At 38.0% G+C, this 16,608-nt stretch carries 13 protein-coding genes; 5 read left to right on the top strand and 8 right to left on the bottom strand.

Translation table 11 applies throughout. The features are described from left to right. Positions 1–273: 273 nt before the first annotated feature. The 4 genes from IQ226_RS08860 to IQ226_RS08845 form a co-directional block, all read right to left on the bottom strand. Positions 274–645 (bottom strand): STAS domain-containing protein, encoded by a 372-nt coding sequence (locus IQ226_RS08860; protein ID WP_193894629.1) that lies wholly within the window; start codon positions 643–645, stop codon positions 274–276. A gap of 248 nt (positions 646–893) precedes the next feature. Then, complete coding sequence (gene carA / locus IQ226_RS08855; protein WP_193894616.1) at positions 894–2,039, bottom strand: glutamine-hydrolyzing carbamoyl-phosphate synthase small subunit; 1,146 nt, start codon at positions 2,037–2,039, stop codon at positions 894–896. A gap of 96 nt (positions 2,040–2,135) precedes the next feature. Beyond that, a complete protein-coding gene (locus tag IQ226_RS08850; RefSeq protein WP_228039328.1) occupies positions 2,136–2,531 on the bottom strand; it encodes a hypothetical protein in 396 nt (131 codons plus the stop codon). Next, positions 2,518–3,000, bottom strand: a complete 483-nt coding sequence (locus IQ226_RS08845) for a hypothetical protein (RefSeq protein ID WP_193894614.1) — start codon at positions 2,998–3,000, stop codon at positions 2,518–2,520. Before IQ226_RS08845 ends, IQ226_RS08850 begins: the two co-directional genes overlap by 14 nt. A 299-nt stretch (positions 3,001–3,299) precedes the next feature. Here IQ226_RS08845 and IQ226_RS08840 point away from each other — a divergent pair, with 299 nt between their 5' ends. Beyond that, positions 3,300–4,376, top strand: coding sequence for a TIGR02281 family clan AA aspartic protease (locus tag IQ226_RS08840; RefSeq protein ID WP_193894612.1), 1,077 nt, complete (start codon positions 3,300–3,302; stop codon positions 4,374–4,376). Here the strand turns inward: IQ226_RS08840 and trpD are convergent. Further along, on the bottom strand, positions 4,306–5,370 hold the full coding sequence (gene trpD / locus IQ226_RS08835) for an anthranilate phosphoribosyltransferase (protein ID WP_193894610.1): 1,065 nt from the start codon (positions 5,368–5,370) through the stop codon (positions 4,306–4,308). The two genes, IQ226_RS08840 and trpD, sit on opposite strands and share 71 nt — an antisense overlap. Positions 5,371–5,950: 580 nt before the next feature. On the opposite strand from trpD, the gene IQ226_RS08830 reads away from it, so the two are divergent. Further along, positions 5,951–6,475 (top strand): hypothetical protein, encoded by a 525-nt coding sequence (locus IQ226_RS08830; RefSeq protein WP_193894608.1) that lies wholly within the window; start codon positions 5,951–5,953, stop codon positions 6,473–6,475. 277 nt (positions 6,476–6,752) lie between these two features. Here IQ226_RS08830 and IQ226_RS08825 read toward each other — a convergent pair whose 3' ends face one another. Together IQ226_RS08825 and IQ226_RS08820 are read right to left on the bottom strand one after the other, a co-directional pair. After that, positions 6,753–7,589, bottom strand: coding sequence for a DNA adenine methylase (locus IQ226_RS08825; protein WP_193894606.1), 837 nt, complete (start codon positions 7,587–7,589; stop codon positions 6,753–6,755). A gap of 7 nt (positions 7,590–7,596) precedes the next feature. Then, positions 7,597–8,727, bottom strand: a complete 1,131-nt coding sequence (locus tag IQ226_RS08820; protein ID WP_193894603.1) for a hypothetical protein — start codon at positions 8,725–8,727, stop codon at positions 7,597–7,599. A 98-nt stretch (positions 8,728–8,825) separates the two neighbouring features. Here IQ226_RS08820 and IQ226_RS08815 point away from each other — a divergent pair, with 98 nt between their 5' ends. Beyond that, a complete protein-coding gene (locus tag IQ226_RS08815; protein ID WP_193894601.1) occupies positions 8,826–9,548 on the top strand; it encodes a cytochrome b/b6 domain-containing protein in 723 nt (240 codons plus the stop codon). Between the two features lie 21 nt (positions 9,549–9,569). Here IQ226_RS08815 and IQ226_RS25890 read toward each other — a convergent pair whose 3' ends face one another. Then, complete coding sequence (locus IQ226_RS25890; protein WP_193894599.1) at positions 9,570–9,854, bottom strand: GUN4 domain-containing protein; 285 nt, start codon at positions 9,852–9,854, stop codon at positions 9,570–9,572. Positions 9,855–10,263: 409 nt separating this feature from the next. Here IQ226_RS25890 and IQ226_RS08805 point away from each other — a divergent pair, with 409 nt between their 5' ends. Together IQ226_RS08805 and IQ226_RS08800 are read left to right on the top strand one after the other, a co-directional pair. Then, entirely contained in the window at positions 10,264–12,822 is a 2,559-nt protein-coding gene (locus IQ226_RS08805) for a dynamin family protein (protein ID WP_193894597.1), read from the top strand. 322 nt (positions 12,823–13,144) lie between these two features. Next, complete coding sequence (locus IQ226_RS08800) at positions 13,145–16,558, top strand: virulence factor SrfB (protein ID WP_193894595.1); 3,414 nt, start codon at positions 13,145–13,147, stop codon at positions 16,556–16,558. The last annotated feature ends 50 nt before the right edge of the window (positions 16,559–16,608 follow it).

Genomic DNA, 16,608 nt, shown 5'->3' with positions numbered 1-16,608 from the left:
CCCCTAACCCCTCCCCGCTCTTCGAGAGGGGAATAAGAAGTTTTTCATGTATCCTGGTGTACGTAGTTCATGATGGCTACTTACTTAAATGGGATAGAGAATCTTCTAATTCTTCCTCCTGACTGGGCGCAGGCCCTGCGCCCCTACTTCCTGACTCCTGACTCCTAGCCCTTATAGATAACTTTTCCAGCAAACCTTACTTAATCATATCCAAAAATTAAGCTATCCAGATTTGACATTGGATAGCTTAATTTAGATTTTCCTTTCAAGCAATCAAGATGATTGAATGTTTTCTAGGGCTGCTTCAACTGTGGATTGTAGGGAGAGAAACTTTTCTAAACGAACAAGCTTGACTGTTTGAGTGACACGGGCATTAGTGACAATTTGCAAAGTACCTACAGCGGTTTGCGCCTGTTTTGCAAGTTGTACCAGCGCACCTAAACCAGAACTATCCACAAAGTCTATTTGTGAAAGATCCAAAATAATGTTTTTTGGTCCTTCATCAATGTTCTTGCCGAGTACCTTACGGAATGTAGGCTCAGAGAAAGCGTCTAATAAACCTGTGAGGCGGAATAGCTGACAGCTATCGCGGACTTCGCGTGTACCTCTCAGGCTCACGGTTAGATTTAGTGGTTCAGCTATGATTTTCTCCTCGTTCTTTTTACTAAAAGTAAACGTTCTAGTATAGATGGTTTTTGAGCAATTTGTCTATGTTGGCAACTGGCAAAATTTTTTACTAATTACCAATGTCCATCATGACCTGGGGATTTTAGATTTTAGATTTTAGATTTTAGATTTTTTGGGGTTTATGCCTTACCTCTGCTGGCATGAATCCAAGTTTGTGAATGTGAAATGCGAGTTCAATCTAAAATCGGCAATCCCAAATCTAAAATTTATTGCCGTGCTGCTTGCATTTTTAGGACAAACTGCTCAAATAAGTAGTCGGCATCATGGGGTCCAGGACTGGCTTCTGGGTGGTACTGGACAGAAAACACAGGTAGGGTCTTGTGACGGACTCCAGCTACGGTCAGATCATTGAGGTTCAAATGGCTGATTTCAACTGTGGCTGTGGGTAGGGAGTCTGGGTTCAGGGCGAAACTGTGGTTTTGGCTGGTAATTTCCACTCTTTCTTGTAAGCCGGCAGGTTGATTTAAACCGCGATGTCCAAATTTTAGTTTAAAGGTTTCTGCTCCCAGAGCATGACCTAAAATTTGGTGTCCCATACAAATGCCAAATATGGGTTTTTGGCTGTCTAGTAAGGCTCTGGTGGTGTTGATACCTTCTGTGACAGCGGCCGGGTCTCCTGGTCCGTTGGAGAGGAAAATACCATCTGGATTGTATTTGAGAATTTCTTCTGGTTGTGTATCGGCAGGAACAACTATGACGCGACATCCATAACTGGCGAGACGGCGGAGGATATTCCGCTTAACTCCAAAGTCTAGGGCGACGACGGTGAAGGTTTCGCTAATTTTAGCTACGGCTTCGGGGTTGAATTCCCAAGGGGTGGTTGTGGCTTCCATCCATTCGTAAACGGTTGGTGTGGTGACTTCTTTGACCAGGTTTAATCCTGTCATGTTTGGTGCTGCTTGTACCATTTCTAACAATTCTGTTTCGTCGAGAATTGTTGTGGAAATGCCGCCATTCATGGCTCCAAACATCCGAATTTTCCGGGTGAGGGCGCGGGTATCTATGCCGTAAATACCGGGGATGTGGTGCTGTTGCAGGTAGTTGGGGAGGGATTGGGTGGAACGCCAGTTGCTGGGTTGATGACAGATGTTGCGGGCGATCGCTCCCTTAATATGGGGTTGATTTGATTCTTCGTCTTCGGAATTAATACCAGTGTTTCCTAGTTCGGGATAGGTAAAAATGACGATTTGACCACAGTAACTAGGATCGGTTAACACTTCTTGATATCCGGTCATACCAGTGTTGAACACGATTTCGCCAATGGCGGTTCCTGTAGCACCGAAAGACCAACCACGATAAGTAGAGCCATCTGCTAGGACAAGTAGAGCAGGTATTGCGTCAGATAAGGACATAGATCATTTGTAATTAGTAATTGGAGAGAAAAGAGGGTTTTATATCTTCTATAACTTATTTTTTTAGAAGACAGCAAAGGTATATCTTCTCATGGTTTATGAAGGTGGAGAGTCTATATCTACAATATTCATTTCTATAATTGTCAGTTGCTCTTTCAAGTCCTGGTCGCTAGGTCTTTTAGGGTATTCTTCATGGGTATAAACCCATACAGGATAGACAGAACAAGAATTTTGATGAACAACATACATAAATCGGCCTCTACGAGAAGCACCTTGAAGTTCTGGCATCAAAAACCGAATTTTTCTAAATTCAAAATCTGGTTTGTAAGCACCTTTAGGAAAATTCTCGCTATCTGATTCATCAAAAAGCGGATCTTTTGCAAGAGTCTCTATATACTTTTGTATCAAAGTCTCAAATGAATCTCTAGCTCTTTTATTTTTTTTGTAGTGAATTTTAACAAGTTTAACAAGACTAATCTCAAACTTCTGCAATGGCCTTATCGAATATATTTCGCAACCAGGCACTACTATCCTCCGGCTTTACTTCTGGAATCCGTTCGTAATTTAAACGCAATTCCTCTAAAGTATCAGATAAAACAGCCTGATAGCCGGGATCATCTTGCTCAATACAATCAAGAATTGTATCAACCAAGAAATCAATAGCATCAATACAAGCATCAAAAGATTCTCTTTGGGAGCTAAGATTCAAAAAAAGCAAATAAATTCTTGATTTGAGGATCTCCAAAAACCCTGTATCTCCCTGCGTTGGTTCAATGAAAGAGTAGGCAAAATCCGTTAAGTAATCACGTTGTTCAGAAGAAAAATTGTTCCATTCAGTCTTGATATCTCTGGATGCTTTTTTTAAACGTGAAGTAATTTCATCAAATTTTGAAGCAGAAGCAACCTTGTTGGCTCGAACTTGATAAATTTGACCAAAATCAATTAAAACTGCGCTAGACATGGTTAATACCTCCACTTGTATATAAATAACATTAAATACCTTTCTAGAGAATATAACTCCTCACGGACAATATCTGGTAATGCCAAATAGACAATATATTCTACATATTGATCGAAAACTCAAAACCTTCCTGTCATTACTATACAATCCTTGACAAAAAAATCATGTATATGTATATAAAATTACCAGAAATTCCCAATCAAAACTTTAATTTTAAAATGATTCAATAGTCAAGCATTTTTAATTGGGTGGGAGGAGTACACTTGGGAAGAGCAGCCAGGGCGGTTAAAACATTCACTATGCTTCAGTATTTTTTGTCCCGGACAGCCCTCATTTTTTGTTCCGTTAGTTTAGCGGTTTTGACTGTTGCCTGTGATCAAGATCAGCAGACAACGATAACTGGTGAGTCTAAACAATCTTTATCAACTGGGAGTTTGGCGGCTATTCGTTCTTCCAGTCAACGTAAACAACTGTTAGCTAGTCCAAATTCAACGTCACGAGCATCTGCTTCCACCCAATTAAGTCCTTTGGAAATGGCACTAGATAAAGCTGCTGGTGCTAAAAGTATCAGCCAATCTGCTGTATCTGTGGATGATTGGAAGTTGGTGGTGAGTCAGTGGCAAGATGCGAACTGCTTGCAGCAGCGCTTCGCTATCGCTCTGATGAAGCAAGTTAGGCGCAATAGTGGCAATTTTGCCTTTGCTCAACGTCAAATCGTTGAATATCGCCGTCAAATTGTCTTAGCTCGCCGCAAGGCTTACCCCAAAAATTTAGCATCTTCTGTAACTCAGCCGCAATCAGTGGTGATTGATGTTCCTCAACGAACGGGTAATGGGATAATTTCTACTCGTCCCGCTGATAAAGCCCTAAAACCATCCTTATCTAAGCCTAGTCTCTCACCACCACCTGTCCTCCCTCGCCATAATGAGGTATTTATTGCCCCTATTAAACGGCGACTTGGTGGTACACCGATTATTGAAGTTACTTTCAATGGAACACAGCGGTTTGAGATGATTGTGGATACGGGGGCGAGTGGGACTGTGATTACCCAGAAGATAGCAGCGGCTTTGGGTGTAGTCACTGTCGGCAAAGCCAAGGCGAATACCGCCAGTGCTAAAGCTGTGGAATTTCCCATTGGCTATCTTGATTCGATGGAAGCCGGGGGGATGACAGTAAATAAGGTCCCAGTAGCGATCGCTGGTACAGAATTAGAAACAGGACTTTTAGGACATGACTTTTTCGGTAATTACGATCTAACTATCAAACGTAACGTCGTCGAATTTCGTCCCCAAGTCCACTCAGAAGCTAATCCTTCAGAAAATCCACTAAATGTTCCAACTTTGTCCAAGGGCTACCGCTTTGTAAAATTTCTTTAGCTACAGTCACCCCTTGACCATGATTTAGCCAGGGAACAGCACCTGCTACTTGCAATGCCAGGGAAGCATTTAACGCCACTATATCCTGTTGCGCTTGTGTGCCTTTCCCTTGCAAAACTTCTTTAAGAATCACCGCATTTTCTTGTGCGTCACCACCCTTAACAGCGGTAATGGGAGCAGGAATCACACCCACTTCCTGGGGATCAACAGTAGTTAGTAACACTTTACCATCTTTTAAAATCGCCAAATCGGTAATATCGCCCAAACCAGCTTCATCTAATTTTTCTCGTCCATGCAGAACCATTGCTGTTTGTGTCCCCAAGAGATTTAAAGCTTCAGCAACGGTTTCTATCAGTTGAGGATCAAAAACACCAATTACCTGACCAGTAGGATTCAGGGGATTTACTAAAGGTCCTAGTAAATTAAACACAGTCCGCACTTTGAGATTTCGCCGTAATGGGGCAACGGCTTTCAGGGCTGGATGCCAACCAGGGGCGAATAAAAATGTAATTCCTACCTCTTGTACTGCTGCTTGTACCTTATCACTCGCAGCAGTCAAATTTACTCCCAAGGCTTCTAAAACATCCGCGCTTCCTGTGAGACTCGAAGCAGAACGACTACCATGTTTAGCCACAGGTATACCCGCAGCAGCCACTACAAAGGCGACAGCGGTGGAAATATTAAAGGTTGATGCCCCATCACCACCTGTACCACAAGTATCAATTAACCGTAGGGGCGGGGTTTCCCCGCCCTTCAGGGTTTCCCCGCCCTTGTTCATGGGTACGGAAGACAGAGATTTTAATACTGCTGCCATTCCTGTTAATTCTTCAGCACATACACCTTTAAAGTTCAAGGCCATTAAAATTGCCCCTGACAGTTCTGGGGGAATTGTTTCATTGATCCATCCTTGCATCAATTCTGCGGCTTGCGTCCGGGATAATGATTGCCGTTCTAATAATTGTTTGAGTAAGTTAGACCAAATAGTAGAATCCATTGTTCGGCTTTTTTATGATGTTGGATGTAATTTTACCGAAAAATGGCTTTTTTTTTGCACGCAGAGGCGCTTCAGACGCAGAGAAAGAGTGCAAAGATGAGTTTTACAGCAGTTTGAGATTTTTTTAAGTTTTGGTTAATTTCATAGTTACTGATAAATAGTTCTTTGCCTTTTTCGTTGCTTCTATCTTAGAAAGGGAAATTGATAACTTAAAACTGATTTTTATATAAACTAAAGAATTGAAATTTTGATTTTCAAGTCCCCGACTTCTTGAGTCGGGGTTTTTCAGTATTTTTTCTAAGTAGGTGGACGTGAAATAACCAAAATGTGTAATGATATGTAAATTCACCTCGATGGGTTATTGTCGTTGAGTTTTAGCAATTTCAAAAAACGAAATATATTTTGATTTTCCTCCGCCCACCTACTTAAATAAAAATCTTCAAAGTATTTGACACTAAGCACGTAGCATGATACTGTATAGAAACTTGTGTAAATATTTTTTTAATTGTCATGGTCAAGATCAATATCTCTACCCCCCCTAATCGCTAGAACCCTTGCTGTAAGCGGATTTGCGGCTTCTATGTTACTAGCTGCTACCCCTGCTCATGCAATTAGTTTCAATTTTCAGTTTCAGGATATAGATGGAGGTACTAACGGGTTCGTGAAAGGAACATTAATTGGTTTGGTGGAAGGTAATAACCTCGGACCAGGGATTACAGCAACGGTTACATCTAGCCCCGGTGCTGGAGGAGTCGCTTCTGATTATTCTTTTTATCGCACTCTAGGTGGTGGTCAGGCTTTTACCGTTACCAACGGTAATATCACCTTTGCTGATGTTCACTTTATGAATCCTGCTAATAATTTATACTTGGGAACACTTGGGAATGGTATTTTTGGTTATGGTAACCAGCTAGTCGGTTCTTCTCCCAGTCCTTTCATTTATTTGGATTTTTCCAACTCTACAACACAATTCACTGCTGCGACACCTGTTCCCTTTGAGTATAGTCCTATTGCGCTACCAGCATCATTCGCTGTTTTTTTTGGTGCTGCAAAACTCCTCAAAAACCATCGTGCTAAAAAACGCATGGTATCAATTAAAGCTTAGAGGATGTTTTGGAGACTTTTAATGTATAAATAAAACCCTCTGGTAGACCTCTCAAGTAAGTAATTGGACAAAAATATTTACACTCATTGCGAGCGAAGGGAAGCAATCACAACCCCTGCGATTGCTTCATTTCGATTCGTTCCATTCCCAATGAAATTGTATAATTAATTCTGTCTCACTACTTATTAAATTTTATCCCTTTTCCCTCTCCTAAGAGGCTACAGTGTACACACAAGCTCCTCTGAGGAGAAGGATTAGTTTTACCAGATTTAGAGGTTTAGATCCCCGACTTCTTAAAGAAGTCGGGGATCTGATAATTACTAATAAATAGTTCTTTGCCTTTTTCGGCTTTTTTTTGTTTATAGTTATTCATGCCATATTGTAATTCCCATGCGATGATATTTGCCCATTTAAAGTTTTCTCTGATTTCTGGGCAATCGTCGTATGTAATTAACCAGTTGTGGGGACATTGTTTTAATATCTCTGCAAATTTTTGATGATCAAATCCTGTATGTAAATCTCCTTTTTTTCCATATAATTTAGATTTTTCGGCTTTAACATAAGGAGGATCTAAAAATATGAATACTTCTTTTCCTGGTTCATTAATCAGATGGCTATAATCTAAATTGGTAACTTGGATATCTTGTGTTAGGATATTTTCTAGTTTTTCTAGTCTATCTATTGATGAATTAGTAAATCTTTTCTGAAAAGATTCTAAAGAAAATCCACCGGATTCTATAGTTCCAGAAAATGTAATTCTATTCAGAACAAAAAACCGGACTGCTCTTTCTAGGTCTGATAAGGTGTTAACATTTACATGAGCTAATTCGGCAAAAAGTAATTTTCCATCTTGAGAATTTTCTTTAACTTGACGAACTGCGGAAACTAATTTTGATAAATCAGATTTTGCCAAATGCCAAAATAAAAATAATTCTGGATTTAAATCGTTAATAGAAATCTTTAAACTGGGAAATTTTTGTTTGAGATAAATGAAAACTGAACCACCACCAACAAAAGGTTCTCTAAATTCGGAAAACTTTTCTGGAAGACATTCGGCGATACTTTTAATTGCTCTTGATTTTCCACCAGGATAACGGAGAGGACTTTTGATCATAACAAAATTATACCTTGGAATTTCCTGACACTTGTATTTTTAATTTTTGATTATTTTGGGCTTCTAAAGCCAATTTTCTGATAATTTCTTTTTGCTTTTTGGTAAAAATTGTCTTGTTAATTTGTAAAAAATTATCTAATTCTTCAACTGTTGCATCAGGAAAAATAATAGAACTAACTACATTTTTACCAGTAAGCTTTAATTTTGTTAGAAAATTAACTGATTCTCCATTTAGCTTTAATGAATCTAAGTTGGAAAATAAAATCAACTTAAATAAACCATCTTGAATATCAGGAAGTTTAGGTAAAGATTCCTTTGAAGAATTTTTTGATTCTTGAATTATGTACTCATTATTATAAACAAATATTTCATCAGCAGTCAAGTGATAAATTCCTCCTAAATAATTCTCAATACTAAAAGTTGATTTTAGTCCATCTTCTAAATATTCCATTTTATGAGAAGTCATCACTTCTCGTTTACTTGCACTTAGAGAACCTTTAAGAGAAATATTTTTAAATTCTTCAAACTCAAGAATGATTTTTCGTAAATAGTTATCCATGCTTACTCGTGAGTGAATAGCCACTCCAGTTTGACTAGCAATAAAATCGTAAGAATTCAGCGCTTTCTCAAAAATTGATAAAAACCTTTCTTCAAATAAATTTTTATTCCAATGTAAAGCACTTTGCCGATATGCTAGTATTTCGTTGATTTGAGATTTTACAAATTCATTATTGAACTTTTGATTGGAAAGTTTATCTTTGTTTGTCTGTCCTTTTTTATGACTTTTCTGGGCTGTTTCATAATAAGCAAGCACAATATAAATATTTAATAAATTCATCCAAGAAATTGTAGAGTATTGAATTACATCTCTATCTCCATCTTTCATTACCGGAATAATGGTGATAATTTTAGATGAGTTGTATGTAGTATATATTCTAGCGAAAGGATAGCTTCTAGTTCTTTTAGGTGAAACCCATTTAGAATAAGCAATCTCAGTTATAGATGACTTGATTAATCCATAACCACTTGCTTGATTGACATCAAAACTATCTATATTAATTTCATTTAATTTGTCACCTAAATAGGTTTTATAGGTTACGCCTTTAATAAATCCTGTAAAATGTACAACTTCAACCATTAATGCACTCTTCTTTAATCACCGTTTAGGATATTATATATTTTTATGGCGTAGTTACAGAAAAATTAGCCTTTTTGGAAACCTTACTATATCAACTTATGAATCGTTCAGCCCCCTATCAACCATTAATATTCCGAATCGTGCATGGTATAAGCGGGATTTTAGGAATTGGTGCAATTATTAGCGGATTCCTAGTGTACAACACTTTTGATAAAAGATTTGGATATATACCAATTCCCAAAATCAATCCTATACAGAATATTCATGGGACATTGGCAGTATTTTTCTTGATTTTATTCCCATTTTTTGCTGTTTATAGTTTTCATGCTGGAAAAAGACGACTATTACAACCAGACTCTATCCAAAATCTAACTCAATTTGGTAAACCAATTTGGTGGGTAAGTCTGCAACGTTTAGTAAATACTAAAATGTTGCTTGCTGCTGTTTTAGCGGTGGTATCTGGGAGAATGATGAAGGAAGAATGGCTACCACTAGGAGAACTTGATCATGTTTGGTATTATGCTCATCTCATAGCTTGGGTAATCATCATTTTTTGTTTAGCCATTCATGTTTTGATGTCGGCTAAAGTTGGTGGTGTGCCATTATTATTATCAATATTATCCTGGAAGTTCCGCCCAGAAGATAGTCCTACTCAATGGTATAGTCGTCTCTGTGTTTGGTTGGGTAATTTTTCTCATCAAATCCGGGAAGAAATTAATCAGTTTATGAAGGGTGGTTTATTATTGCAAATAATTGAGGTAATTGTCTTAGGGGGAATTATTTCAGCGTTTATTTTACCTTTGTTGTTTTCTGGTGGTTAATAATTGACAAATATAACAAAATTAAATAGTATTATATTCTTCTTTAACAAGGTCAATTATGCTGAGGTCTGGGTGTGGGAAATTTAAGAGTTCATCACTTGTAAACCAGTCACCATACTCTTTACCTACAGCTTTAATCATGACGTTGTAAGTTTCTTGATCTGCTTCTTTCCAGTTCTGTGCTACTAGTAGGTTACGTAGCTTAGTATAATCGGCGTTGCTGAATTGAGGTATGAAATTCCCAAATTGAACTCTTAAAACTCTTACCTTTGCGTCTTTGCGCCTTTGCGTGAGACTAAAATTCATACCCTTAATCAGCAACGCCGTACAATCTATGCCTTTTTATGAGGCTTTGAAACCCCCATTTCCTTTAAATAGTATTATCTTCTTTATTTAACAAGTTGTGGTAAGCATTCAGTCGTCAGCTATCAGCTATCAGCAAGAATTGAATTGATAAGCATTCTGAAATTAATTACTGATGTCAGTCTCCCTATTTAAAAACCCCTAAAATCCAGTTTTAGCTGACTGCTGACCACTGATAGCTGAATGCTTACAAGTTGTGTCTGTTTCTTGTTAAAGATTATTCATCAACCATTGCCTGAACCGAACGGTATTATTTTGCGTCTTGTCTGTTATCGTTGTACGAATGGTGGTGGTTTCTGGGTTTTGTGTTATAACCCAGTTGTGAAAATGAACTCAAACGAAAGACTACTCTATGGAACCAGATAAGCTGGCGCGATTGAAAGAGTACGGTGAATTTATCCTCCGCAAAGTTGACTCAGTTCCCCAACGCCCTTCCCAAGAGGAGGATTGGGTTCCCACTAGCCTTGATGATTGTCTGTTGCGGCTGCGAGAGGCGGCACAGAAAACTGTGGAACTGGCCAACTCACCGGTGAAAATTGGTGTAATGGGGGAGTTTAGCAGCGGCAAAAGTTTGCTGCTAGGCAGTTTGATTGGTTATGCGGACGCTTTACCTGTCAGTGAAAATCCAACGACAGGTAATGTCACAGCTATTCATATTAAACCCCAAGATGATTTTGCGACTACTCAGGTAGATAATTATACGGTAGAATATTTATCCCATGAAGGGGTAAATGAGTGCTTACACTTCATTCTCAAAGAAGCAAACCGTCGCGCTGTGTCTGCTGGGGTGACACCTTTACAGGTGGCTAAAATTAAAACTGGTAAGGATATCAGTATTTGGTGTGAGGAAGTTTGGAAAAGCTCAAATAATTTAGAGTTGCGTTATTTGGTGCGGGAGTTAGTGTTATTTTTGCGGGCTTATCAGGCTTATGGTGAGGCTTTATGCGGTCGCTTTTACCAAATTGATGGTATTACTGCCCGTGAGGGTTTACAACTGGCAGAAATGCCAATGGCGATTCAATCTCTCAAGTTTGAGGATTTACCAGCGGCGAATGTTCGCTTACCAAATGCGCCACAACGATTAGGAACGCAATTATTACAAACCAGTTTTCTCTTAATTCGTCGCGTTGATATTGAAGTGAAGATATCACGGGAAATTTGGGATGTTACCGGTGCAGAAGAGTTTGTGCTGTTGGATTTTCCGGGGTTGGGTGCTGCTAATTCTGGGGCTAGGGATACATTTTTATCGTTGCGAGAATTGGCACAGGTACAGACAATTTTAGTCTTACTGAATGGTAAATCGCCGGGGAGCGATCGCGCCCATAAAATTTTCACAATGATGCAGCAACAACGCCCCGGACAAGACCTCAAGGATTTAATTCTCGTCGGTGTGGGACGTTTTGATCAACTGCCTTTAGAAAGTGAAGGTGGAGAAAGAGAACTAGATTTATTAATTAATCATCAATCTGATTCTCAATCGTTAGAAACAAATACAGTTTTCCAAAAATTAAAGGTTCTTAAAACTATTATTGATGGAGCGGAAGCATTTACTAGTCAAAAAGACAGAATTGTTTTATTATCACCCCTGTTAGGATTAGCTGAATTAGCTAAACGTTCTGGTCAAGTGAAAGCAGGTTCTGAGGAATTTCTCGCTAATTTAGATTATCCAGAATATCTGGAAAGACCGAAAAAATTACAACAGAAATGGGGTGATTTAAGTGAAGCTTTATTAGCAGCAGATGGCAGAAATCAATTAGGTAAACAGTTGGGTTATTTTGCTCAGGATGGTGGGATTAGTAAATTAAGAGAACTAATTCAAACTCATGTTGCTAATCACGGCTTAAAGCAATTATATGAAGATACCCGTCGGGCGGCTGATGGTATTCGTCAACAACAAGAATATCTCAAAGAAATTATTGCCGAAATTCATGAACAAGGCATACCCACAGTTGATACTCCGGCTTTACTAGAATTAAGAACAGCCATAGAAAGTTTAGATAGAACCTACAGAAACTTTCAGAAAGATTTAGGTAAAGAACAACTGAAAGATAGAAGAGGAATTGTCGTTAGTGATGTCATTAAAGATGAACTAACTTTAAAAATATTGAATTGGAGTCAATGGACATTACTATTTAATAAAATCCAAAATGGCACAATTACCTTAGCAGAATTTAAAGGTGCAGCGGGGAAATTATTTGATAGAGGAAATCGGGTTAATACCTCCATACCGACTAAGAGTGATGACTTTTATCCAGCCTTTGAGAAAACAGTCAGAGAACTGGAGAACTTTGCGAGCGATCGCATTCGTCAAGCCGTGATAGACTTATTAAGCTCATTGGCACATCAAATCACCTTAGAACGGGAAAAACTGCAAGCCATTCTTCAGCCAGAAATGGAACAAGAAATTGAATCAAAATTCGGACTTGAAGAAGCAGATTTATTTTATAAACTGTTACTAGGATCAGATCCTCGTCAATGGAAAGAAGCAATTATTACCGAAATCAATAATCATAATCAAAGCATCAAACCAGAAAGTATTTTTCCCCTAGCTAGACAAGACGAAAAACACAGTGTCGGGCAAATTTTTGATTGGTCTCCCGAAAGAAATCAAAACCCATCCAGAAGTGCCAATCATCAACTTTTCGTATTACGACTGCGAGATGAAATTACCGCCAGTGCTAGTCTTCACCTTGTGCAATATGTCAGTGAAAGTAATCAGCAAGTAAATATAGAAATCAATGGAATTTTAGATCAAATTATTCCCAGCTTGCAAAATCTTTCCAAAAAAGAAGCACTACTAAGATATATTGCTGCAAGAGATTCACAAGCCGAACTAGCCATTCCCGCTTGGTTAGAAATCCTCACCGATATTGCCACAATTAATGAAGACGAACTATTTACCTACATTTAAGGGCTAACATCTAAGGAAACACAAATTTATCTGCGGTTATCTTTTTCCATCTGCGGTTAAAATCTTCCTTTTTTACCTCACCGGAATAGGAATTAACAAGAAAGTAAACCTTTAAGTAGAGTAACGTAAATAATTAAAGGTTTGTAGTAAGGTCTTTAGACCTGAAAGTAGGGCTAAAGCCCTAACTACGAGCAAATTTCAGAATCTGTTAACTTACTTAACATAGTTCTATTTATTTTTACCTACCTACTTAGTTATCAAATCAACTTAGGGAAACGCACTATCAATGAATTATTAACAAACAAAAAAAGGAACATCAAAAATGCCTGTGGAAATTCAGCTTCTACCTAGCTTTAAATTAGGTGTGAAAGAAAACACACAGTTGCATCTACCCACCATCCAAATTGTCCCTATTAAAAGCAACATTCCCCACATTTCTCGGATTACTTGCATAGTCAGAGGTACACCAAATGAATTAGCAGCAAAAATTCAAAGCAGCTATAAACAATTTCACTCAGATACACCCAAACAAATTTATAATATTTCTCAACTAGGACAAAACTCCTGTCAGTTAGATGCACCTTTAATCACAATAGTTGATTGTACCTTAAAGGTAATTGTCGAATATTTTGATTCTGACGCTGCGGGAAAACCAAATTTGTCCATATCTAATCATGTATGTGCTGAATGTGATCTTTGGTTTATACCCAATTTACAAACATCATCAAGTTCATCTACAAAAAATCATCCCCCCATGAATACTTCACAATTTGATCACTATTTGCATAATTTAAGTCAACAACTCAGTGAAAAACTCAACGAAAAACAAAGAAAAAGATTTCCTGGTTGGTTAGCTTTAGATTTTGGTACTTCCAATTCTACAGTGACACTTTTTGACCCCATAGAAGTTCCCATTGCCGAAGTTTTACCCAGAGAACAAGAACTGAGATTGAGAGAACGTATGGCGGAATGGTTTAATTCCTCCCCAGATTTAGCCTTACCAGATGTTAGTAGTGGTGAGTGGGAAAAATTCCTAGTTGACATTAGCAAAAGCTTAGAAATAGAATCAGATCAATTAAGTGAAATTTTTGAAAGCGATAACAAAGAATTATTTTTAGAAGCAATTCGGCAAATTGAATTATGTCTAGGAACGAGTGATAGATTTCGGCGGGCTGTTAGTAAAAAACTTTATGCGATATATCATGAAGTTTTTCGTGTTCCCACATTAGAATCACAAAATTTAATTCCTGTAGTTTTAGATATTGACCGGCGCAGTACAGAAATTCCCAGTGAAATGGAAGTATCGCAATTAATCCCCTTAAAACTACGCATGGGTAGAGACGCAAGAGATAATAGAAAGAAAGCCATAGCCCAAGGCACAACTGTTGCAGTTAAAGAAATTATTAGCAGATTTCACCATTCACCCAAACGCTATTTTGGACAAGATCGATCTTTCCCCATTATCTTAGAAGAAGATGAAGAAAACATTCAAGTTAATCGCCTCATTCAAGCAGCTTGGGCGCAATTAATTGAATTAACAGAAGATTATCGCCAACGGGCTAGACGCAGATTTTCGGAAGGCGATTTTTTAACAGCAGTTGTTACCTATCCCACCGTTGCCCCTCCCGTAGTTCGCAAAGAAATCAAGCAATTGGTACAGGAATTAGGCATTGATGATGTCCAAACTGCCTATGATGAAGCTGTGTCTGTCGCTATCTTTTTCCTGTGGCGAGAATTTGGCGGAAATCTGAATATTGGCATTGAATCTTTTAAAACTCGCTGTCGTCAAAATGGGAATAAATGGTCACAAAATGTCCTGGTTTTAGATATTGGTGGGGGAACAACTGACTTAGCTTTAATTGAACTAACTTTAGAAGATAACACCCCTTTCTTTGCAGATCATGAAGATCGAGGTTTAGGAGGACGTTACTACAAACTGACTCCAAAATTATTAGGTTCTTCGGGACATTTACAATTAGGTGGTGAATTAATTACTTTACGAATTTTCCGCTTGTTAAAAGTCGCTATTTCTGATTTTCTTCTCACCGCAGTCACTACAGGTGATATCGAAAGCGATAAATTAGAAGACTTAATTAACTCCGAATTAAACGACCGTTTTTTAGAAGATGGGAAATTTAAAACTGGTAGTTTGCTAAAATGTATAGATAAAGAAAATCCTGAAGGTGACGTTGCTTTTAAAGATGCCCTAGACACTGCTGAAAAGGTCTTACCAACTCGTTGGCAACAAGCACCCCAACGCCTGCAAACATTTTACACATTGTGGGATCATGCGGAAGCCGCCAAACTCAAATTAGGACAAAAAACAACCACAGATGGTTCTTTATTAACTTTCACTTTAAATGAACAACAAATTAGTGAACTGCTTGCCCAAAGTGCCATTAAATTTCAAGTGAGAAGTTCTGAATCTATTTATTTAACTTTAGATCACCAGCAATTTGAACGGGCAGCAGCTTCGTCAATTAAAGAAGCAATTGGGATTGCGAAAGGTTTAATAGAAAGCCGTCTTAGTTCAGAATCTAATCAAAAAGTAGATTGGTTAATTCTTTCTGGAAAAACTTGTAGTCTTGATCTTGTGCAACAACAAATTTACGAAGAATTTAGTCAATCACCTTATTTTGTTTGGAATCCTGAACGAATTACTTTTGTTTTAGAATTTACTAAACTTGCTACCTCAGCAGGTGCTTGTTATGCCGAAAAACTGCGTCGTTTTCGATTTGATCCTGAAGAATCTAAAAGTTTATTACGGAAAGGTGCAAATCAATTAGAAATTGATGTCAAAAACCTGTTTTATTATCTTCCTTGCAACTTCAAACGCAAAACTCAAAGTAACGACCCCTTAGCCATTTTTAGTGCTGGACAAGAACTATATCAGCTTGCACCCTGGGACACTGTTGCTAAAGTGCGGACACCTTGGCAGGGGATACAATTAACTAATATTATCCATCGTCAAGATTACGAAAACGGAACTTTTCGTCTGTGGGGTAGTTTCGACGGTAAAATATTGATGGATAAATTGGGTATGGAAGAACAGGAATTTCTCAAAAAAATCAAAGTCCAATTTGAGATTGACCAAGCTTTACAATTTAGTATTTTACTATGTCGAGGTAATCCCCATTATTTAATAGACGTGGTTGGTATTGATATTAATTCAGTCATATCTAAATCTACTGAAAATGCCTTGTTTACTGATGGTAATTTAAAGTGGAATATCGCTGTAGAAAACCACCAACACAACTTAAATGATGGTGATATTGCTGTCAATGTTTTAGAATCTGCCACAGTTGATCAACCTCATGCTTATCATTTGGTATTTGCCGTTGATAATCATGAAAATAAATCAATGGAAATATTTCATTATTTACAAGATGGTGTGAAGCAACCAGGAACAGGATTAATTAGTAAACCTTTGCCATCATTTCCCCAAAGTGGTCAACATACTTTCTACATTTATCAAACTGATAGTGAGACAAATACTAAAAAATGGCTACGGATTGGTACACTCAGTAAACCGGATATTATCACAGATTATCCCTGTCAATATCATGTAACTCTTGATAATACAGGCATATTAAGAATGCACGCGGGGGCAGTTCCTTATTGGACATCTAATAATCAAGAATGTCTTGAACAAGAAGGATGTGTTTATCGTGCTGAATTGGAATTACAACCCAATGAAGTTGATAAAGAACGTGATCCTTTTTGCGGTATTCATTAAGTTCAAGATCCCCGACTTCTTCAAGAAGTCGGGGATCTAAAATCTTTTAT

It is taken from the genome of Dolichospermum sp. LEGE 00240 (assembly GCF_015207875.1).
Taxonomy (GTDB): Bacteria; Cyanobacteriota; Cyanobacteriia; order Cyanobacteriales; family Nostocaceae; genus Dolichospermum; species Dolichospermum gracile.
The sequence above is the reverse complement of the archived record's forward strand: the minus strand, read 5'-3'. Positions and strand labels throughout refer to the sequence as shown.

What these genes read in the sequence shown, in the direction of transcription:
- carA (WP_193894616.1), bottom strand. Translation starts at nt 2,039, where the DNA reads ATGTCCTTATCTGACGCAATACCTGCTCTACTTGTCCTAGCAGATGGC.
- IQ226_RS08845 (WP_193894614.1), bottom strand. Translation starts at nt 3,000, where the DNA reads ATGTCTAGCGCAGTTTTAATTGATTTTGGTCAAATTTATCAAGTTCGA.
- IQ226_RS08840 (WP_193894612.1), top strand. Translation starts at nt 3,300, where the DNA reads ATGCTTCAGTATTTTTTGTCCCGGACAGCCCTCATTTTTTGTTCCGTT.
- trpD (WP_193894610.1), bottom strand. Translation starts at nt 5,370, where the DNA reads ATGGATTCTACTATTTGGTCTAACTTACTCAAACAATTATTAGAACGG.
- IQ226_RS08830 (WP_193894608.1), top strand. Translation starts at nt 5,951, where the DNA reads ATGTTACTAGCTGCTACCCCTGCTCATGCAATTAGTTTCAATTTTCAG.
- IQ226_RS08825 (WP_193894606.1), bottom strand. Translation starts at nt 7,589, where the DNA reads ATGATCAAAAGTCCTCTCCGTTATCCTGGTGGAAAATCAAGAGCAATT.
- IQ226_RS08820 (WP_193894603.1), bottom strand. Translation starts at nt 8,727, where the DNA reads ATGGTTGAAGTTGTACATTTTACAGGATTTATTAAAGGCGTAACCTAT.
- IQ226_RS08815 (WP_193894601.1), top strand. Translation starts at nt 8,826, where the DNA reads ATGAATCGTTCAGCCCCCTATCAACCATTAATATTCCGAATCGTGCAT.
- IQ226_RS25890 (WP_193894599.1), bottom strand. Translation starts at nt 9,854, where the DNA reads ATGAATTTTAGTCTCACGCAAAGGCGCAAAGACGCAAAGGTAAGAGTT.
- IQ226_RS08805 (WP_193894597.1), top strand. Translation starts at nt 10,264, where the DNA reads ATGGAACCAGATAAGCTGGCGCGATTGAAAGAGTACGGTGAATTTATC.
- IQ226_RS08800 (WP_193894595.1), top strand. Translation starts at nt 13,145, where the DNA reads ATGCCTGTGGAAATTCAGCTTCTACCTAGCTTTAAATTAGGTGTGAAA.